This is a genomic window from Rothia sp. HSID18069 (assembly GCF_003989155.1).
GTDB lineage: Bacteria > Actinomycetota > Actinomycetes > Actinomycetales > Micrococcaceae > Rothia > Rothia aeria.
On the sequence record NZ_RBMG01000001.1, the window covers coordinates 480,794 to 500,533 of the forward strand.

Genomic DNA, 19,740 nt, shown 5'->3' on the forward strand with positions numbered 1-19,740 from the left:
CCTGCTAGGGCTGAAGACAGTAGACTGGATGGTATGAAGCTGACGAAGTACACTCATTCGAGCGTGCGCCTTGAGAATGAGGGGCACACACTGGTTTTTGACCCCGGTAATTTTGCACCTGAGGGAGAGCACGCCCGGCTGCTGGACGGCGCCGATTATCTGGTGATAACACACGCCCACCCTGACCATTTCGATACTGCCCGTCTGCTGCCGCTACTTTCTGAGCACCCCGAACTACGTATCTGGGCGCCGCAGGCCGTCACGGAGACGATTCTTGAAACAGTGCCGGACGCGAAAGTGAATGCCGTAACCGCTGACAGCGAGTTTACGGTTCCCGGTTTTCAGGTACAGACTTTTGGCGGGCAGCACGCACTGATCCACCCGTTAATCCCGGTCATCGCCAATATTGGGTATTTGGTGAACGGTACTGTGTACCATCCTGGTGATTCTCTGGTGGTGCCGCACGGGGTTAAAGCTCCCAATGTACTGGTGCCGGTGCATGCCCCGTGGGGAAAGGTCCAGGAGGTTATCGATTTTGTGATTGCGGTGGGGGCCCGGCGGGCCTACCCAATCCATAATGGCATGATTAATGAGAACGGCACGGGGATTATTGAGGGGCTGATTACTACCCTTGGCGGTAAATACGGCACCGAGTTCACGCACATGAGCCCCGGTGATACGGTCGAGCTGTAGCCCCTCACCGGTTGTGGGTATTTGAGATTTTCTGAAGGTAACAGGAGCATATGATGAGCAGCATTTTTAGCAAGATCATTGCAGGGGAGATTCCCGGGCGGTTTGTGTGGAAAGATGAGAAGTGCGTGGCGTTTATGGACATTATGCCTGCCTCGCACGGGCACCTGCTGGTGGTGCCTCGCGAGGAGATTGACCGGTGGCCAGACCTACCGCCGGAGCTGGCAGCCCACCTGTTTGCTGTGTCGCATAAGATTTCTCAGGCTCTGGATCAGGCCTTCGATAAGGACCGTGTGGCGTTAATGATCGCAGGGTTTGATGTACCGCACACGCACATTCACCTGTTCCCAGCCGATAGCATGGCTGAGTATGACCCGGCGAACGCGTTAAAGAATCTGAGTGCCGAAGAGCTTGATGCGGACGCCGCAACGGTACGTGCTGCCCTGCGTTCTCTGGGGCATGACGAGTTCGTGCCCGAAGCCTAAAACCATCAGCGCATACTGGTTCGGCCCCCGTACGGCACCTAACTGAGGTACTGTGCGGGGGCCGACAATAGCTGTTGCGCCATAAGAGACGCTAATGTTTCTCTGCCTTCGAGATCTGGTCCGCCAAATCCTCGGGGGAGAGGTTCGCCGACGAGAACTCCGCCGTAAGGGGCAAATGCAGCTGTAAACCGGTGCCGGGGCAGATTTCTACCTGTGCCGACTTCAGCTTAAAGTCCACCACATGCCCGCCGTGCGTGCGGTCGTCGTCAATGAAGTGGGCGTGGCAACCGGGAACTGAAATACCCTGCTCGTAGATGGGGGTGCGGAACCCAACAATCGTGCCTGAGAGGTTATCGAATTGAACAATGTCCTCGTTCTCTGTAGCCGCCACCATCTTAGGGTAGGGTTTCTCCTGCTTCACCACGGTGCGGGTGCGCACCCACTCGAACTCGCCATAAATTTTAATGGCGTACATGTAGTTCTTTGACACCGTGAAATTATCAAGCACCTGAGCCGTGGACTTACGGAGCATATTCTGCGGTAGCTCCCGTTTAATCATGGGGACAAAATTCGTAACCACAGCGTACGGGGTCTGATCGGTCAAATCTGGGACTGACACCGAACCATCGTGACGCACCTGGTAACACGCCCCGTCCAGCACCACCATCTCACCATCTAGCCCGTTGAACGTGCCCACCCCAAAATTACCGTGACTGAGAAGTTCACCAATGGTCATCTCGCCGTCGTACACGCCATCCAGCAGCTGCGACATCAGACCGGTCTGGAACACCTCGTTACGGAACACAGTTTCACCGTTAAGCCGAGTCGGCTGGTATGCCATCCTTTTCACCTTCCATCGCCTATGTTTTGACTCCACCACCATTCTACGCCCGTCCCCAGCAACCTCCCAGGGTACTTAGGGGTAACTGGCAGAAACCACAGCTACTCTAAAGAAGCGACTGTGCTCTCACTGAGGAGAAAAATGGATCTCGACGTTTTAGGTATGCTCGCCAAAGCAGGCAACATGGCAAACGACGGCAGTAACAAAGGAGACAATAACGTGAACGGAATCGCCGCACTATCATGGACCTTCGTCAGCGAATGCCCCATCCCACCGGACGCTGCCGACCTTATGGTGCAAGGGGAACAGCCGTTCCTTGCCTACAAAACCTTCCGTGACAGCGCTATCTTCACTAATAAACGCCTCATCGTCAGGGACGCCCAGGGCATTACCGGTAAAAAGGTCGAGATTTACTCGCTACCGTACAAGCATATCCTCATGTGGTCTTCCGAAAACGCTGGCACCATCGACATAAACTCTGAGCTCGAGCTGTGGACGAAGGTGGGTCGTATCAAAATTAAGCTCTCGCGCGGCGCCGATATTAGAAGGCTTGACCGTATTATCAGCGACATGGTGCTGCTGTACGGTGGCTAAACACTAAGAAGGTGACTCCCTCACCGTACCGGGTGAGGGAGCTTCTTCCTTTGATCAGAGTTTGAGCACCATCTCAACATGCTCAATCCCGGACTCCATATAATGCTCACCGCGCTCCACAAACCCTTCGGGGCTGTAGTAGGTGTCTTTTAGGTATGCCTGTGCGGCGATCACAATTTCCTTCGCGTCTGTGTTGTCCCGAATCCACTCCAGGGCGGCGTGCAAAAGTTTACGTCCCAGGCCGGTGCCGCGAGCATCTGGGTGAACCGCCACGCGGCCGAACGTCCATGCGCCCGGAATATAGCGGTGGCGTGCATCCTGAACCTTCTCAAGATCGAATAGACGCAGATACGCTAGAACCTTTCCTGATTCGTCTTCATTCACCATATGGATGCACTCGAAATCAGCATCGTCAGGCTCTTGATCAGTCGATTGCTGACCCACCGTAAACACCAGTGAACGGATAATGTGGATTTGTTGCAACTCGTGAGCGGTCAGCTCGTCAAAATGCTTGGCGATGAATTCGGACACGGGCTCTCCTGGTCTTAGGTATATCGGTGAAAAAGACAGTTCCCACTATTCTAACGTGATGTGTGCGTATCGCACGAAATATAGAGAACACGCGGTAAGAACGTGGCGGAGTGTACGGCTAAAGCGTACCAATGAGAACGCCGCCAATAACTACAAGAGCAAGTCCGCCTAAGACGTACAGCAGTTCCAGCCTTGTTTTCTTCTCGCCCAATAGCAGGATACTGCCCAAAGTCGAGATAATAACGTTCATCTGTGAGAGCGTAAACCCACTGGCAACGCCATTGCGATGCGGTTCAATAGACACTAGGTAGGCTAACGCAGCACCCGAGAAAATCACGCCGCAGATAATGTTCTGCAAAGACTTCTTATCCCAAGGGCGGGTGCCATCGCGGGTCAGCATAGACATCGTGATAGCCGCTACCACCATACCTACTGACTGCGGCATGAATTTATACCACCCGTCTACACTCACATAATTGGGGAAGAATGAATATCCGACATATCCGATGGTAGAAATTAAGAGTGTGATAACACCGGCCCGCATATTTCCGCCCGAGTGCGGCTCGGGATGTTCCTGTTTCGTGGTCATCCAAATACCGATAATAATAAGCGTCAGAGCCACGGCACCGATCACTTTAGCCTGCACGGTACCCCAGTCGCCGAATGCCACCACACCCATTAACGAGGTGCCTACCAGCTGCATGCCAGTTGATAAAGGCATGGTTTGAGAAACACCGATCTGGGTGAACGCACGGTACTGGTTTATTTGCCCGAACGCCCAGCTTGCCCCGGAGAGGAAACATAAGAAGAACGCCCAAGCGTCAAGGCGCATCGGGAAGAAAAGCAGAGAAGCCACAATACCCGTGAGAAGCACACCCATCGTGGTGCCCATAATTTGCTGAGTCGGCTTGCCGCCAATCTTAGAGACGCACAGCGGCAGAATGCCCCAGAATAGCGCGGGTATAAGACCGATAAGGATATTCATGGAAATATTTCCTTAGGCACTATGAGAGAACACAGAATATACAGCTGTTCCTTGGAAGGAACGTTAAACTACCATTTTTTGAAACGTCTATAGCGACTATAAGCTCACTCTAGCTTATCCTGTTTTATAAACTTCGGGTCCAGCAGATACCCGTGCTGTTTGAGATTTTAAAACAAAAGATGCCCCGCTCCTTTACCTGGTGTTTGGAGGAACGGGGCACACTAAGTTTGGGTTCTTACCGATTAGACGCCGTAGTACAGCTGGTACTCCAGCGGGTGAGGAATTAGCGAGAGCGGTTCAAGCTCGTTCGTGCGCTTGTAATCAATCCATGCCTGAATCAGGTCCTCAGTGAACACGCCGCCTTCGAGCAGGAAGTCGTGGTCTGCCTCAAGTGCAGCCAGCGCCTCCTCAAGGTTAGCGGGAGCCTTCTTAATGTCCTTGGCCTCTTCGGCGGGAAGCTCGTACAGGTCCTTATCGATCGGCGCTGGCGGCTCGATACGGTTGCGGATACCGTCAAGACCGGCCATCAGCTGTGCCGAGAACGCGAAATAAGGGTTGCACGAGGGGTCAGGCGCACGGAACTCCAGGCGCTTAGCCTTCGGGTTGGCGCCGGTGATCGGGATGCGAATACCGGCTGAGCGGTTACCCTGCGAGTACACCATGTTCACGGGGGCCTCATAGCCAGGCACCAGACGCTTATAGGAGTTCACGGTCGGGTTGGTAAACGCCAACACGGCGGAGGAATGTTCAATCAGGCCGCCAATATACCAGCGGGCAATATCAGAGAGGTTCGCGTAACCACGCTCATCATAGAACAGCGGCTCACCGCCCATCCACAGCGACTGGTGGCAGTGCATACCCGAGCCATTATCCCCAAACACCGGCTTAGGCATGAACGTGACCGACTTGCCCCACTCATCGGCGGTGTTCTTAATAACATATTTGAACTTCAGCAGGTCGTCAGCGGCATTGGTGAGAGTGGAGAACTTGTAGTTAATCTCAGCCTGTCCGGGGGAGCCCACCTCATGGTGGCTGCGCTCAACTTTGAGCCCCACCTGGTCCATCGCCACGCACATGGCATCACGCAGATCGGCTTGCTTATCGACAGGGGAGACCGGGAAATAACCACCCTTGACAGGGGTCTTATTACCAAGGTTGCCGCCTTCTTCCTTGCGGCTGGTGTTCCAGTATGCCTCATCGGAATCAATCGTATAGAACACAGAATTGGGCTCTACCTGGTAACGGACGTCCTCAAAGACGAAGAACTCAGCTTCGGAAGCAAAAAACGCCGTATCTGCAATACCGGTAGATTTCAGGTATTCTTCGGCACGCTCGGCCACCCCGCGCGGGTCACGATGATACGGCTCGCCGGTGCGGGGATTCACAATAGAACACACGATCACCAGGGTCTTCTCCATGCGGAACGGATCAATATAGGCCGAGTCAATGTCCGGGATGAGCTGCATATCAGATTCTGCGATCCCCTGGAAACCACGGATAGAGGAGCCATCGAACAGCTGACCATGAATGAAGAAGTCCTCATCCACCGCCTTAGCCGGAAGGTTAAAGTGCTGCTGCACGCCGGGCATGTCGGTAAATCGGATATCGACAAAGACGATTTCTTCGTCCTTAATAAAGTCGAGAACTTCCTGGGGACTGGTAAACATTCGGAATGCTCCTTAGGTTTTGGTTTGGGCGGCGGCAGTTGTGAGCCACACGCCACTATCTAGCATAGGCGGTATTTTTTACCCTTGCGTGTCTTTTATGTTTCAAGAACGTTACATTTCCTGCCGCGACACGCCCACGCCACAGCGGTCTGAGCAGCGTCAACACCTTCAAAATAACAACCAGCACAGAAGATACGGGATAATGAAGAGCATGATTGAACGTGAGGACTTAGGCTCGTGGCTTAACGGCGCCCCAAGTAACCAGAAGTACCCTGGTGAGCATTTAGGGCGCCCGCAGAAGGGTCCCGGGGCGATAGCTCGGCCGGGTATTAGGCTGGTCGGGTTCCTCATCGACTGGTACGTGTGCTACCTGCCGATCCTACTGTTCGCGGATAATGACCCGTTGCTGACTCTGCTCGTATTCTGGGGGTACACGGTGCTTTTGACCGGGTTCATGGGCCACACACTAGGACACTTGGCGGTAGGAGTGCAGGTACAAACTCTCAACGGGCACCCGGCTGGTTGGCTCAAAGGGCTAATCCGCGGCACCCTCACCATGCTGATACTTCCGGCGGTCATCATGGATTCCGACGCACGTGGTATCCACGACCGAATCTGTAAAACCGTACTGGTACGGATCCGCTAAACAGGACACTGTTTTAAACAACTGCTGCCCCCAACGTCATACAGCGTTGGGGGCAGCAGTGCACGCGCAAAAACTAGCGGCCACGCATCGCGCGACGATCCGGACGCACCCGGTTCGGGTCAACACCCTTGGGGATACCATTCATAGGGTTGCGTATGTTATTCAGGGTGCTCAAACGCCCAGAAACATCCTGCATCTCTTTCTGGGTTAGGGTCTTCGGCAGCTTATTCATCGTTTTGACAACGTCTTTAAGCTCCACCTGGTTTTCGTCATGACCGGTCTCAATCACGTGTACCGGAACACCAGGAACTACCCGGTTAAGGTGTTTCTTCTCGGTCCTCACAAGGTTCTGCACGCGAGAAGACGGCCCCTCAGTCACCAGCACAATCCCCGGCTTACCGAGGCCACGGAACACGAGGTCCTGGTGACGGTTAGCCGCCACCGGCTGCTCCTCAACAATCCAGCCTCGACGCACAGAGTTCATTGCCGCACCGGAACGGCCCGGCTGCCCCTCAATCTGGGTGAAAGCTGCATTCTGCGCGCGCCTGCTCAAAATCAGCATCGCCACAATAGCCGCGGCCGCAACACCAAGAATAAGGAGCGTAATCCAGTTATTCAACAGCACGCCCACCGCCACAAACACGAGCAGGGTCAGTGCAGACCAGAACAACAGAATCCACCCAATGTTTGGGTCGGACTTCTTTGTCATCTGGTAGACCTGCTTCATCTGGGAGAACGTTCCCTGACGTTTAGGCTTCTGCTTCTTCTCTTCTTTATCTGCCACGGTGCTTTCCTTTTAGACAGCTGGGGTATAAGACAGTTGAAACACTGCAAACAATAATTTTAGCTTACAAACCTGAGGCCCACAGGGTACGACAAGCCCCGCCGCTCCCGAAGAAGAGGGAGTGATGGCGAGGCCTGCCTACAAAGAGCGTCCGGAGCAAAACTACATGCCAGCAGCCACGAGAGAAGCGGCTTCCTGAAGCGCTACGCCGCCATCCTCAATATGAGCCAGGTTATCTGGGATCGTGTAGCCGTTCTTCTTCATTGCGCGTGCCCACAGGCGACCAGCACGGTATGAGGAACGCACCATCGGCCCAGCCATGACACCAGCGAAACCAATCGACTCAGCCATCGCCGAAAGCTCCAAAAATTCGGCGGGCTTTACCCAACGCTCAATGGGGTGGAAAAGCGGACCGGGGCGCAGGTACTGGGTTAGGGTGATAATATCGCACCCGGCGTCGTGCAAATCGCACAGGGCCTCATAAATCTCTTCATTTGTCTCGCCCATACCCAAAATCAGGTTGGACTTGGTGACCATACCGGCTTCTTTACCCTGAGTAATCACATCAAGTGAACGCTCATAACGGAACGCCGGACGAATCTGCCTAAAGATGCGCGGCACAGTCTCCAGGTTATGTGCGAAAACCTCGGGGCGAGCATCAATCACCTTCTGCACGTGCTCAGGCTTACCCTTAAAGTCGGGGATCAGCATCTCAACACCGGTGTTCGGGCACATCTTATGAATCTGACGCGTGGTCTCGGCATAGAGCCAAGCACCGCCGTCCTCAAGATCGTCACGTGCCACGCCCGTCACGGTGGCATACCGCAGGCCCATCACCTTCACGTTCTTCGCAACCTTAAACGGCTCAGCATAATCCACTGAGACGGGCTTACCGGTCGCAATATTACAAAAATCGCAGCGGCGAGTGCACTCAGAGCCACCAATCAGATAGGTTGCCTCACGGTCTTCCCAACACTCGTAAATATTGGGGCAGCCCGCCTCCTCACACACGGTGTGCAAACCCTGACCGCGCGCCAGCTCCCTCATCTCGTTATATTCGGGTCCCACAACAGCCTTAGTCTTAATCCAGTGCGGCTTCTTTTCAATGGGAACCTCAGCATTGCGAGCCTCAACGCGCAGCAGCTTGCGACCCTCAGGCTTAATGCTCATGTATGTTGCTCCTTATAGTGGATGTGCCCTCGGCGTAGTATGGGCTAAAACTTATTTTACGCCCGCTGGTGGCAAGCGAAAACCGGTGTTACGTGGGATACACCAGCCAAGCAGGCTAATCCCACCTGGGTATTTATACTGCCGCCTGTTCGGATGGGCTTGGTTCAAATGACTCAGCTAACCGGTCGGCATACCGGGTGAGCTCCCGTTCCAGCGGCTCAAGAATCTCAGCAGGGGTCACCGTACGCCCCAGCTGCTCGCTCATGGTGGTCACACCTGCATCAGTGATGCCGCACGGAATAAATTGCATAAAAGGGGCAGTCTCATTACAGCAGTTAATGGCGAAACCGTGCATTGCTGTGTTTTTTGAAACACGAATACCGATGGCGGCGATTTTCTGATCCGGGGTATGCTCATCTCCTAAAACCCACACGCCAGAACGCCCCTCAACACGTTCCCCCTTAATGCCAAACTCGGCCAGCACATTCATAATGATCTCTTCAAGGAGGCGCACATAGGCCACCACATCAATCGGTTCAGGCAAACGAACAATCGGGTAGCCGGTGAGCTGGCCGGGGCCATGCCACGTGAGCTTACCGCCACGGTCAATCTTCACCACAGGAGTAGTCTTATCGGTTGGGTACTCGTGATCTTCAGTGCGTTTACCCGCAGTGATAACAGCCTCATGTTCAAGCAGCAGAATAGTGTTATTGCGGGTTCTTTCAGCAACTTCTGCGTGAATACGGCGTTGCTCATCCAAACTTTCAGTGTAGTTCACATAGTTCGGGGCAAAACCCACGCGCTCAATAATCACGGACATGCCTACTACCTTAGTACCGCAGGCGAGGGATAAAAAATTAGGTACCCCTGATTCGGGTAATGGGCGAACAATAGGCAGGGTGCGAGTGATATACCCGCAAAATATTACAGAATATTACACAGGTCAGGCTGAAGCGCCCCTCGGAAACTATGAAAAATCATCCAACACTTACAACATGTGGATAATATTTGATGCATTTTGAGTATTTTAGGTATAAAAGATATATGGAGAATATTGAGTACCTAAACCTTCTCACCGAGGATGCGCGCCGAACTATTTGGCGAGTGGAATATTGCCCTAAGCCTTCTGACAATGCGCCGTCCGCTGCTCAAACAGGTGAGCACCCGCTGGGCCTCAAACCGGGAATATACACACTTATGCGGCTTAATGCAGCCGATGACTCCGCCCTTGCCGAAGCGCTCTGCTCCCTAGACCCCAACCCTGGTCTAGCCACCCTACTCGCTGTTCAGCATCTTACCGGCACCGCAGAAGCTGCGCAGAAAACAGAGAGCGCCGGAACCCTGCAGTGGTATGAGCCCCTGGAAGCGGGGACTTTATCAGCCCTCCTGGCTGCCCGTGAGCATATTCCCGTTGCGGAGGTGGCCTCCCTGGCCCGCAGTCTGTGCGAAGGTCTAGCTCATCTACACCACCAGGGGTTTATTCACGGAGCTATCTCCACTGAAAACGTACTGATCTCAACCCATGGCACTCCCAAACTCATTGACACACGCCATGCTCCCGGCAACCTCAGTACCAGTGCACTATCCCTAGCGCAAGCCGAAGACACCCGTGCCCTCGCGCGGCTGCTATGGCACGCCCTCACCGGTAAACCTCCCGCTGCCGCCCACGAGCGCATTCCGCTGCCCTTAGCGGCAGAGGACATTACCGAAAATATGGGATACACGCTGGAAAATGTGTTGGATACAGACCTGCCTTCGCTAGAGACTATCGTTGAGGTCTTCAGTAAAGTACAGGCAGTGCCGCTCAACGCCTACCTGAGTGCACCCGAAGATGTGCGGGAACGTATGCCTGCTGCAAGTAACCAACAGCAAGGCAGTAAGAGTAAACCTGTGCAGAACGCACCGGCTGCTAAGGCTCGCCCGAAAGAATCTAAAGCTCGGCAGGAAGCATCCAATAAACCACAGAAAAAAATCCTCCAAACCTCCAAGAACCGTATGCTGCTTGGTGCACTCGCTCTCACTCTTGCAGTGGGTGTTGGGGTTGTGAGCTACCAGCTGGGCTCGCACGACAGTGCCCCCGTGCAGACAGCCTCTGCGACGACTGCCGCAAACGAGCACGATGACGAACGCAAAATAATTGAAACTCTTATTGAGGAACGTAACCGTGAACTTACAGAAAAAGGTGCTCCCACACTGCAGGTTCGTTCCCTCACTAAGGTAGAACACAAAGGGGATACGCTGGCACTAACAGCAGAAGTGCAGGCCCCAGGGTACACACCTACTGAAGCTGAGTTACGTGATAAAGGGGTACGTATGCAAGATGGTATGGCGGTTCAAAAAGTCACCTTTGAACTCCATCAGGACAACGGTCGCTGGCGTATCGCAAGCGCAGTCCCGGTGAGCGAGTGAATGTAGTGCAGTACGCTTACGCTCGTTAAATAAGCGATATAGTGGCGCGTATAAAGATACTCCCCGGGGCTAGGTGCCTCGGGGAGTATCCTTCAGAAATTATCTAGTGCCAGATGGTTGCGACCGCCACATTAATAACAGCGAGCCCACCTACAGCATGTGCTAAACCGGTAGAGATTGGCTCACCAGCTTTATGTTTGCGCTGGCCAATAAACGCGGCAATGGCAACACCGAGTGCCAAAAGAATTTTGACTGCAATTTTAATGTGGTTAACACCGCCGCTCATTTCTGCGATACCCACCAGAATCAGCCCCGTTACAAGCATGAGAAGCGAAGCGTGAAACTGCCCCGGAAGAACTTTTGGGGTGCGGAAATGAGCGACCCACATACCGATAATGAGTGATGCGCCAATAATGTGTAAAAACACAAGAATGCCGGTAAGAATATGCATGGAAAATATTGTGACACCCTGTCACTAAAATGTCTATTCGTGACGTACCAATGTCGCAGATGAAACATCCCAAGAGGTAAAGCGCCATAAAGCCTCTCAGCTACCCACCGCATACAACCAGGCATACAAAAATGCTCAACGGAAGGCGGCGCCGGTTACATGAACCGACGCCGCCTTCCACATCGTGGCTGTATATACGCTACCTAGCGAGCCTTACAGGCCGACCTCAGCCTCAAAGTTAGCCTCTTCCAGGCGGGTCTTGAGGGTGTACAGGAAGCGTCCTGCATCTGCACCATCAACCACACGGTGATCGTAGGTCAGCGACAGGTAGCACATGGAACGGATAGCGATCGAGTCGTTACCGTCCACATCCTTAACAACCATGGGGCGCTTCACGATGCTGCCGGTGCCCAGAATAGCCACGTTCGGCTGGTTAATAATCGGGGTGTCGAACAGTGCGCCGAAGGAGCCGATATTGGTGATGGTGAAAGTTGAACCAGCCAGCTCTTCAGGAGCAATATCGCCGGTGCGTGCGCGTCCACCCAAATCGGCAATAGCCTTTGCCAAGCCAGCAATACCCAGGTCTGATGCGTTCCTGATAACGGGAACAAGCAAACCCTTGGGGGTATCTACAGCGATTGCGATGTTCTCGGAATCGGGGTAGGTAATCTGCTTCAGATCCTCGGTCATGGAAGCATTCAGGGCAGGGTGCTGCTGCAGGGCCTCGGCCACAGCCTGTGCGAAGAACGGCAGGAAGGTCAGCTTTGCGCCCTCACGAGCGAGGAAGCCATCCTTAGCCTTGGCACGCAGCTGTGCCACACGGGTCATATCCACTTCGGTGACCTGAGTCAGCTGAGTGGAGGTGTCTAGAGACTCGCGCATACGCTTTGCAATAACCTGGCGGATGCGTGCAGTCTTCTCAACGGTGCCGCGCTTGGGTGAAACCTCGAAGGTGTGAGGAGTCTTGGACGCACCAGCTGCAGCAGCCGGTGCTGCCGATGCGGCAGCGGGCGCAGCTGAGCCCTTAGCGGCAATAGCTGCCTGTACGTCCTGCTTGCGGATGCGGCCGCCTACGCCGGTACCCTTCACGGTCGACAGGTCAATATTGTTATCTTTAGCGAGCTTACGAACCAGCGGGGTGACGTATGCTTCGCCATCGGCAGTTGCCGGTACGCCAGCGGCGGGTGCCGGGGTCTCCGCTGCGGGCGCAGCGGGTGCAGCAGGAGCAGCAGCTGCCGGAGCCTCAGCAACAGGGGCCGGAGCAGCAGGAGCAGCCGGTGCCGGTGCGGCGGCAGAAGCATCGCCAATAATAGCTAGAACCTGGCCAACTTCGGCGTCTTCGTCCTCCTGAATGCGGATCTCGAGCAGGGTGCCCGCCACGGGGGAGGGAACCTCGGTATCGACCTTATCGGTGGACACCTCAACCAGCGGCTCATCAACCTCAACCTGTTCGCCGACTTCCTTCAGCCAGCGGGTAACGGTACCCTCGGTCACGGACTCACCCAGCGCGGGCAAGGTAACTTCCTGACCGGACGCTGCGCCAGCGGGAGCAGCTGCGGCCGGTGCCGCTGGTGCTGCGGGGGCAGCAGGAGCTGCAGCGGCGGCAGGGGCCTCTGCAACAGGAGCCGCAGGAGCAGCCGGTGCTGCGCCAGAACCATCACCAATAACTACGAGGGGGGCGCCAACCTCAACGTCCTCATCCTCTTCCACTAGGATTTGCTCAACAACGCCAGCGACGGGGGAGGGAACCTCGGTATCGACCTTATCAGTGGACACCTCAACCAGCGGCTCATCAACGGCAATGGTGTCACCAACGGCAACAAGCCAGCGGGTAACGGTACCCTCGGTCACGGACTCGCCCAATGCGGGCAGTTCTACGGTGTGGGACATATTTTCTTCCCGTTCTCCTTGTGAATGCTTGAATTAGGAAACTGTGTGGCAGGGATACACCCACGCGGCCATTCTTTGAGAATGCCGCGTGGAGCATCCGCAAACCTGCGGTTTCGCGGGTGCGAAACCATCTTTTAGGTGGTAGGGGCGCTTAGCCGTGCAGCGGGGTGCCGTTCAGAGCCATAGCGGCCTCACCCAGGGACTCATTCTGGGTCGGGTGCGCGTGGATGAACTTAGCGACATCCTCAGGGAATGCTTCCCAAGCAACCCACAGCTGAGCCTCACCGATCTGCTCACCCATACGCTTGCCAATGGCGTGAACACCAACAATGGGGCCGTTCTTCTCGCGCACAACTTTAACAATACCGCCGGTGCCCAAGATGGAGGACTTGCCGTTGCCAGCCAGGTTGTACTCCGCAACCTCAACGTTATCGGCGCCGAACTTCTCCTTAGCCTTCGGCTCGGAGTAACCGACCGAGGCGATCTCGGGATCGCAGAAGGTGACCTTGGGGATGTTAATGTCTTCAACCACAGAGGGGTTCAGGCCAGCAATTTCTTCTGCCACGAAAATACCCTGCTGGTACCCGCGGTGAGCCAGCTGGACACCAGGAACAATATCACCAACGGCGTAGATATTGCCCACACCGGTGTGCAGACGCTCGTTAGCCAGCACGAAACCGCGATCCATGGGGATACCCTGCTCTTCATAGCCCATACCTGCGGTGTTGGGGCCACGGCCAACAGCGACCAGAACGATATCAGCCTCAAATACCTTGCCGTCAGCCAAGGTGACCTTAGCACCGTTAGCATCCTGCTCAACCTTTTCGAACAGGGTGCCGGTGTTGAACTTAATACCGCGCTTCTTGAAGGAACGCTCAAGCACCTTAATGATGGAGGGGTCTTCGTTAGGAACAAGGTTGGGCAGGCCCTCAATAATGGTTACATCCACGCCCATTGCCTTCCACATGGACGCGAACTCGCAACCGATCACGCCGCCGCCAAGCACAATAGCGCTGTTCGGCAGGTAATCCATCTCCAGTGCCTCAGTGGAAGTCAGCACGCGCCCCTCAATGGGCAGACCAAAGGTCTTAGAAACAGAGCCAGAAGCGAGCACAATATTCTTACCCTTGTACTCCGTGCCGTTCACGGTAATGGTATCTTTGCTGGTGAGCTTACCCTCACCGTTAATAACCTCAACACCCTTCATCTTCAGCAAGCCGGAGAGACCCTTGAACTTGCCCCCAACGATGCCGTCCTTGTAGTTGCGAACCTTACCCATCTCAATGGACTGTAGCTCGGTGTTTACACCGACCTTGGAGGCTTCACGAGCATCCTCAGCCAACTCAGCGGCGTGAAGGTAAGCCTTAGTGGGGATACAACCGGTGTGCAAGCAGGTGCCGCCCACCTTATCCTTCTCGATCAGGCCAACGGAGAAATCCAGCTGGCGCGCACGCAAAGCGGTTGCATAACCAGCGGAGCCACCGCCGAGGATGAGGATGTCAAATTCTTGAGCCACGATGTTGCTCCCTTGCATAGGTTGTGGGGGCTCAACCCCCGTGCAAATGAGTTCTTTATCTCTGTGCTTTTCTACCCGCGACCAGCGCACGTATCGGAGGGCGCACGCCAAGTGCAGTGTATAAAAACACCTATCTACAACAATACCCCTGTCGCCGTCGGTTTAAGTTCACTAACGGCAATTTTGCGCTATTAATCGCACAATCCATTCAAAATTTTTCTGTTCCACCTTACGGATACAGTCAAGGTGTGAAATTGTACACAAAAGTGGGTGGGAGGTGGGCTCTGCTAACCCTATTCACCTCCCACCCAACTCGTTCACCCTTACGGTGTTCTTGACCAGGCTGTGCGCCCCGCGGCGGCTAGGTTGTGACTACTGCGCGTATGACTCAATGAAGTTCACCAGCGTGGCGGTGCCAAAACCGGTACCTTCCTTCGGGGTATACCCAAAAGGTGACTCTTCATTAAACGCAGGGCCCGCAATGTCAAGGTGAGCCCAGGGAATGCGTTGGCCTTCCACTTCACCCACGAACTCTTGCAGGAATAACCCGGCGATCATCATGGAGCCGTAGCGGCTGCCCATGTTTTTAATATCTGCCACAGGCGAGTTCATTGAGGCGCGCAGGTGCGACTCCAGCGGCATTGGCCAGTATGCTTCACCCGCTGCTTCGCCAGCACGCAGAACCCGCTCACGCACCTGCTCATCGCCCATCAGAGCGGCGGTGCGCAACCCTAGCGCCGCCATAGCAGCACCGGTGAGGGTGGCGATATCGACAATGACGTCGTGCTTGTTTTCTGAGGCGAGCGCGATACCATCTGCCATGACTAGGCGCCCTTCAGCGTCAGTATTCAGAACCTCTACGGTGCGCCCGTCACGGATGGTAATAACGTCTTCGGGGCGTAACGATTCGCCCCCGGGCATATTTTCCGCCAGGCAGAGGTAGCCAGTGACCTGAACCGGAATGTTCAGCTCCGCAGCAGCAAGAGTGGCCTGAAGGACGGAGGCAGCGCCGGCCATATCGCATTTCATGGTCATCATGGACGCTGCCGGTTTGAGGGAGTTGCCGCCGGTATCAAAGGTAATGCCTTTGCCGACCAGCCCGATGGACGCCTTGGCATCGGCCGGGCTGTATTTTACAACTGCGAGTACAGGTTTGCGGGGAGAGCCCTGGCCTACGCCCGCGATACCCCCGAACCCTTCGGCGAGTAGACGCTCATAGTTGTATACTTCAATGCTCACATCCTCATACTCGGAGACGAGCTGCTGGGCCTGCTGGGCGAAAGACTCGGGGTACAGGTGCGAGGGTGGCTGATTTACCAGATGGCGCGCCTGTTTGGTGGCTTCGCCGAGCACCAGTGCGCGGGTGAGCGCCTCTTCAGCTTCGGCAGGCTGTACCTCGGAGACAATGAGGATGGTTTCAGCCTCATCTTTGATGGAACTGGCTGATTTGCCGCGCATTCCTTTTTCGCTGAAGGAGCCAAGAGTTGCGCCGTACGCTACGGCCTCAATTTCTGCGGGGGCGTTTGTGCCAAAATCAATGGCGATCTCTTCTGCGCCAATGAGCTGGCGGGTGGCAGAACCAGCAGCGTAGCGGAAAGCTGCGAGGCGTTCGGCGGCATTGGTTGTTTCCTGCCCCAAACCGATGAGTGCGATGGTGTCGGCCCCTGCGTCTTCTGCGCCGGGGAGTCGAAGCAGCTGATCGGCGGCCCCGGTGGCGCCAAGAGCCTCGAGGAGCTCATTGATACCTTCGACGGTTTCCTGTGAGAGGGCGCAGGGGGCTAAGCGAGGGCTTTCTTCACCCGCGTAAACCCCTACAACAAGGACATCTGATTCGAGGGATTCAAGGTTGGTGGGGGCCACGGAGAGGGATAGGGACATAGGGTACTCCTTCGTGCTGGGTGGGGCCCGGGCAGAGGTGGGCGCCTAGTTGACTAGGGTGTGCACACACTGTGCGTGCACGTGAGGCAGCATCTATAAGATGGTGCGTATCATCCTCTACTGTACACCGCAGGCAGCATACAGATGCGGGAAAGCCCGCTTATGAGTGAGAGTGTTTTGCGTAAGTAAAGTGATGAATATCATTAGTAAATCTGTTCACCGTGCGCAAATTGGGGGTGTAAACCCCGGTATTCCTCTCATGTATGTTTTAAACTGAGATGAATTATCTAATGCGCTGGGGTATGGTGCGGTGAATGTCAATTGTAGACGAGGGCCGCGCGCGGCGAGTTCCAGGAAGGAGTAGTAGATGTTAAACCCTGACGACCTTTACCTGGCAAAAAATAGTATTCTCAGCGATGAACGTCTGCGCGATTTACCGCTTGTTGTGGCCTTTTCCAGTCCTCAGGATGCCGGGGCTACAGCTGGTCAGTTCGGCACCTTCCTATTAGACAACCTGAAACATGTGGCTATTGCGGAGTTTGACAGCGATCAGCTGCACGATTACCGGGCACGTAGGCCGCACATCGTTTTTAACCGTGACCACTTTGAAGACCCAGTTTTTCCGAAGCTGAAATTATATGTGGTGGAGGACAGCCTTGATAAACCGTTTCTGCTGCTGACAGGCTCGGAGCCAGACTTTCAGTGGCAGCGTTTTCAGCAGGCTATGCTCGGCATTGCTCAGCGGCTGCAGCCCTCCCTGGTGGTGTTTATATCGGCGTTTCCTATGCCGGTGCCTCATACGCGGCCTGTGCCGGTGACCGCCCACGGCTCCCGCAAAGACCTTATTGACGGTATTTCTGCATGGCGCCCTAAAGCGGAACTGCATGCGAATATGACGAACCTGCTTGAGGTTCTTTTCACGGAGCACGGATTCGACACGGTCGGATTCGGGGTCAATGTACCGCAGTATATTTCGGATGCCGACCTGCCTCAGGGCACTCTCGCCGCATTGGAGTATGTAACGATGGCTACGAGGCTGTCTTTACCGACCGATCAGCTGCGGGAGGCTGCACGCACCGTACACGGGCAGATCAATGAGCAGATGGCTCAGCATCCCGAAGTGCAGTCAATGGTTTCCAGCTATGAAGAGAACTACGATGCGAACTATCGGTCGTCCAATATGCTGATTCCGCTCTCGCAGCGGGATGCCGATAAGGTGCTGGGGCGTGATGAGATTGGGGCGCTCTTTGAGCAGTTCCTGCATGAGCGGGAGTAGGCTGCGGGGGTAGCGTTCACAAAACTTCATAATGAGAGGTACCCCTGTGGATATCGCCGGTAGCGCTATCCACAGGGGCTATTTTCTGCACTGCTTAGAGTTATCATCCACATTTTTATAGCATTTGATGTATTAAAGATTGCTTTGAGTCATTATGTAGCCATGACTTCTCAGAACTTCAACACCGTAAAAACGTGTATTCGCACCTGTAAAGACATGGCAGCGATTATGCTGCACCAGCTGGGTTACTGGCCGCAGGAATCCTTCGTGGTGGTCGCTCTAGCTGGGCACAATATTGGCCCTTGTGTGCGCATTGACCTGCCCGGCCCAGAAGATAACACCGCCGCATATCTGCACCGTATTTTCAGTCTGCTGCCGGCAACTATTGACGGAGCGCAACCCATCGACCGGTTCATCGCTTTCTACTGCACAGCAGACCGCGATAACCTACGTGCACGCCAAACCGCCAGCGGAACCCGAACACTGCCCAGCACCTCAGAACGTAAGCGTGATGCCGCAATAGCGCATCGCGTTGAACGGTGGCTTCCGCTGCTGACCAACCCCACCGTCACCGGTGGGCTGGAATGCTTCGACTGCATCGTTCTGGGAGACACCACTATCTGGGAGCTATCACATGAGCAGAACGGGCTTATCTTCGCCGGTTTCGTAGAAGATATTCTGATGAGCCCCTACCATCTAGCCCAGACTGTACGGGGTGAAAGTATCGCCGCAACCGCATCCGAGGCGCGCACCACCAACCCGTGGGATACCGCAGCCACCGCAGATACTGGCGCCCGAGAAGACTGGGAAGCTGCAGCAGAGCTCTGGTACCGCACATACACCCAGGAATATCAGCTACGATACGCTGAAGGGGAAGACCCTCACCTCTTGCAGGCGCACTCCTACTGTCAGCAGAAAGGGGCTGAACTCTGCTACTGGGAAACCGCACTAGAAGCAATACGCTGGGTGATGCGCACCTTAGCAGCAGATCAAAGAACCACTGTGGGGGATAGGATGCGTCAGCTTCTACCCGCAGAGGTAGCCGGATATCTGGCTGCTAGCCTCAACACGTACGGCACGATTAACTTAGTGACGTACTGTGCGGCAGCCACCCTCACAGATTCGCTGCGGGTGCTTGAAGGATACGGCGGACGGTTCACGGATCCGGCACTCACCACCACGGGGGAGGGCACCGCCATTGAGCCGGGTAGTTACGGGGCTCCTCCGCGCCGCCGTAACACACTGCCCTCTTCATTCCTGCAGACACTGCACGGTAAACAACACCGGGTGGGCTCCCCATCGGGCGTCCGCACCGGTTGGCACGACTGGGTGCGCCGCACACATCTGACAGTGCAGCGCAGCGCCACCGATGTCAGCCAAACGCAGACAGACTACGCGGAAGCAATGGCTCGTCTGCTGTGCGGGACAGACCAAACAGCCACTCCCCGCTGGGAACGTCTTAACGCTCTTGAAGTACTCTGTTCTTTGCTCATTCCCGCAGCCTGCGGTGAGCCGCTGGGGCGGCTGCGCATTGTTCAAGCCTGGATTAATTGGATGCGCGGAACCAGTTCATATGCGAACCTGCTGAACGAGGAAGCGCACCGCCACGTGCAGGAGCACACTCCGTTGGATGATGCCCTTCAACTTGGGCTGCTGCCCCTGTGGTTAGGCGACTCCGCCCGGTGCTGGCGCGGGCCTGCACGTTTTAGCGTCCTCAACGTATACCCCGTCGCCACGTAGGTACCAGCGGCCCTGCTGTAGGGAAGGGCAGGGAATAAGAAAATGCTAAAACCAGCTCTGGCAGGCGCGCCTTAGTTGAAAAAACCTAAGATTCTGTAATACTTGGTACTGACCCCGTAAAGTCAATGCACCCATGGTGTATCTTCAGCAGGGGACGAGTACGCCCGGAATATTCTGCGGTGTGTGA

At 55.1% G+C, this 19,740-nt stretch carries 18 protein-coding genes; 7 read left to right on the top strand and 11 right to left on the bottom strand.

Annotation, left to right across the window (positions count from 1 at the left end; translation table 11 throughout):
* Positions 1 to 33: 33 nt before the first annotated feature.
* Together D8M41_RS02210 and D8M41_RS02215 are read left to right on the top strand one after the other, a co-directional pair.
* On the top strand, positions 34 to 693 hold the full coding sequence (locus D8M41_RS02210) for an MBL fold metallo-hydrolase (protein WP_006887383.1): 660 nt from the start codon (positions 34 to 36) through the stop codon (positions 691 to 693).
* Between the two features lie 53 nt (positions 694 to 746).
* Positions 747 to 1,175: an HIT family protein gene (locus D8M41_RS02215; protein ID WP_126926321.1), complete on the top strand. Its 429-nt coding sequence runs from the start codon at positions 747 to 749 to the stop codon at positions 1,173 to 1,175.
* Positions 1,176 to 1,266: 91 nt separating this feature from the next.
* Here D8M41_RS02215 and budA read toward each other — a convergent pair whose 3' ends face one another.
* Positions 1,267 to 2,016, bottom strand: coding sequence for an acetolactate decarboxylase (gene budA / locus D8M41_RS02220; RefSeq protein ID WP_006887379.1), 750 nt, complete (start codon positions 2,014 to 2,016; stop codon positions 1,267 to 1,269).
* A gap of 141 nt (positions 2,017 to 2,157) precedes the next feature.
* Between budA and D8M41_RS02225 the strand changes: the two genes are divergently transcribed.
* Positions 2,158 to 2,610 (top strand): PH domain-containing protein, encoded by a 453-nt coding sequence (locus tag D8M41_RS02225; RefSeq protein ID WP_006887364.1) that lies wholly within the window; start codon positions 2,158 to 2,160, stop codon positions 2,608 to 2,610.
* Positions 2,611 to 2,664: 54 nt separating this feature from the next.
* Here the strand turns inward: D8M41_RS02225 and D8M41_RS02230 are convergent, their stop codons facing one another.
* The 3 genes from D8M41_RS02230 to glnA form a co-directional block, all read right to left on the bottom strand.
* The gene (locus D8M41_RS02230; RefSeq protein ID WP_006887394.1) at positions 2,665 to 3,141 is read right to left on the bottom strand and encodes a GNAT family N-acetyltransferase; all 477 of its coding nucleotides are present in this window, start codon (positions 3,139 to 3,141) and stop codon (positions 2,665 to 2,667) included.
* Between the two features lie 118 nt (positions 3,142 to 3,259).
* Positions 3,260 to 4,126 carry a GRP family sugar transporter gene (locus D8M41_RS02235; protein ID WP_006887391.1) on the bottom strand — a complete coding sequence of 289 codons (867 nt, stop codon included), beginning with the start codon at positions 4,124 to 4,126 and terminating at the stop codon, positions 3,260 to 3,262.
* A 242-nt stretch (positions 4,127 to 4,368) separates the two neighbouring features.
* On the bottom strand, positions 4,369 to 5,793 hold the full coding sequence (gene glnA / locus D8M41_RS02240) for a type I glutamate--ammonia ligase (protein WP_006887360.1): 1,425 nt from the start codon (positions 5,791 to 5,793) through the stop codon (positions 4,369 to 4,371).
* A 202-nt stretch (positions 5,794 to 5,995) separates the two neighbouring features.
* Here glnA and D8M41_RS02245 point away from each other — a divergent pair, with 202 nt between their 5' ends.
* Positions 5,996 to 6,439: an RDD family protein gene (locus tag D8M41_RS02245; protein WP_006887362.1), complete on the top strand. Its 444-nt coding sequence runs from the start codon at positions 5,996 to 5,998 to the stop codon at positions 6,437 to 6,439.
* 73 nt (positions 6,440 to 6,512) lie between these two features.
* Here the strand turns inward: D8M41_RS02245 and D8M41_RS02250 are convergent, their stop codons facing one another.
* The 3 genes from D8M41_RS02250 to lipB form a co-directional block, all read right to left on the bottom strand.
* The gene (locus D8M41_RS02250) at positions 6,513 to 7,223 is read right to left on the bottom strand and encodes a DUF4191 domain-containing protein (RefSeq protein ID WP_006887396.1); all 711 of its coding nucleotides are present in this window, start codon (positions 7,221 to 7,223) and stop codon (positions 6,513 to 6,515) included.
* A gap of 162 nt (positions 7,224 to 7,385) precedes the next feature.
* Positions 7,386 to 8,393, bottom strand: a complete 1,008-nt coding sequence (gene lipA / locus D8M41_RS02255) for a lipoyl synthase (protein ID WP_006887369.1) — start codon at positions 8,391 to 8,393, stop codon at positions 7,386 to 7,388.
* Between the two features lie 133 nt (positions 8,394 to 8,526).
* Positions 8,527 to 9,213 carry a lipoyl(octanoyl) transferase LipB gene (lipB, locus tag D8M41_RS02260; protein ID WP_006887398.1) on the bottom strand — a complete coding sequence of 229 codons (687 nt, stop codon included), beginning with the start codon at positions 9,211 to 9,213 and terminating at the stop codon, positions 8,527 to 8,529.
* A 224-nt stretch (positions 9,214 to 9,437) separates the two neighbouring features.
* On the opposite strand from lipB, the gene D8M41_RS02265 reads away from it, so the two are divergent.
* Positions 9,438 to 10,802 carry a protein kinase domain-containing protein gene (locus D8M41_RS02265; protein WP_037286190.1) on the top strand — a complete coding sequence of 455 codons (1,365 nt, stop codon included), beginning with the start codon at positions 9,438 to 9,440 and terminating at the stop codon, positions 10,800 to 10,802.
* Positions 10,803 to 10,905: 103 nt separating this feature from the next.
* On the opposite strand, the gene D8M41_RS02270 is transcribed toward D8M41_RS02265, so the two are convergent.
* From D8M41_RS02270 to D8M41_RS02285, 4 genes are all read right to left on the bottom strand, one after another.
* Positions 10,906 to 11,253 carry a hypothetical protein gene (locus D8M41_RS02270; RefSeq protein ID WP_006887378.1) on the bottom strand — a complete coding sequence of 116 codons (348 nt, stop codon included), beginning with the start codon at positions 11,251 to 11,253 and terminating at the stop codon, positions 10,906 to 10,908.
* Positions 11,254 to 11,466: 213 nt separating this feature from the next.
* Positions 11,467 to 13,143: a 2-oxoglutarate dehydrogenase, E2 component, dihydrolipoamide succinyltransferase gene (gene sucB, locus D8M41_RS02275; RefSeq protein ID WP_006887385.1), complete on the bottom strand. Its 1,677-nt coding sequence runs from the start codon at positions 13,141 to 13,143 to the stop codon at positions 11,467 to 11,469.
* Between the two features lie 151 nt (positions 13,144 to 13,294).
* Positions 13,295 to 14,677, bottom strand: a complete 1,383-nt coding sequence (gene lpdA / locus D8M41_RS02280) for a dihydrolipoyl dehydrogenase (protein WP_023134003.1) — start codon at positions 14,675 to 14,677, stop codon at positions 13,295 to 13,297.
* A gap of 354 nt (positions 14,678 to 15,031) precedes the next feature.
* Positions 15,032 to 16,537, bottom strand: a complete 1,506-nt coding sequence (locus D8M41_RS02285; RefSeq protein WP_006887395.1) for a leucyl aminopeptidase — start codon at positions 16,535 to 16,537, stop codon at positions 15,032 to 15,034.
* A 367-nt stretch (positions 16,538 to 16,904) separates the two neighbouring features.
* Between D8M41_RS02285 and D8M41_RS02290 the strand changes: the two genes are divergently transcribed.
* Both D8M41_RS02290 and D8M41_RS02295 read left to right on the top strand, forming a co-directional pair.
* On the top strand, positions 16,905 to 17,813 hold the full coding sequence (locus D8M41_RS02290; RefSeq protein ID WP_006887388.1) for a proteasome assembly chaperone family protein: 909 nt from the start codon (positions 16,905 to 16,907) through the stop codon (positions 17,811 to 17,813).
* Positions 17,814 to 17,975: 162 nt separating this feature from the next.
* A complete protein-coding gene (locus D8M41_RS02295) occupies positions 17,976 to 19,553 on the top strand; it encodes a DUF4192 family protein (RefSeq protein ID WP_126926322.1) in 1,578 nt (525 codons plus the stop codon).
* Positions 19,554 to 19,740 lie beyond the last annotated feature (187 nt).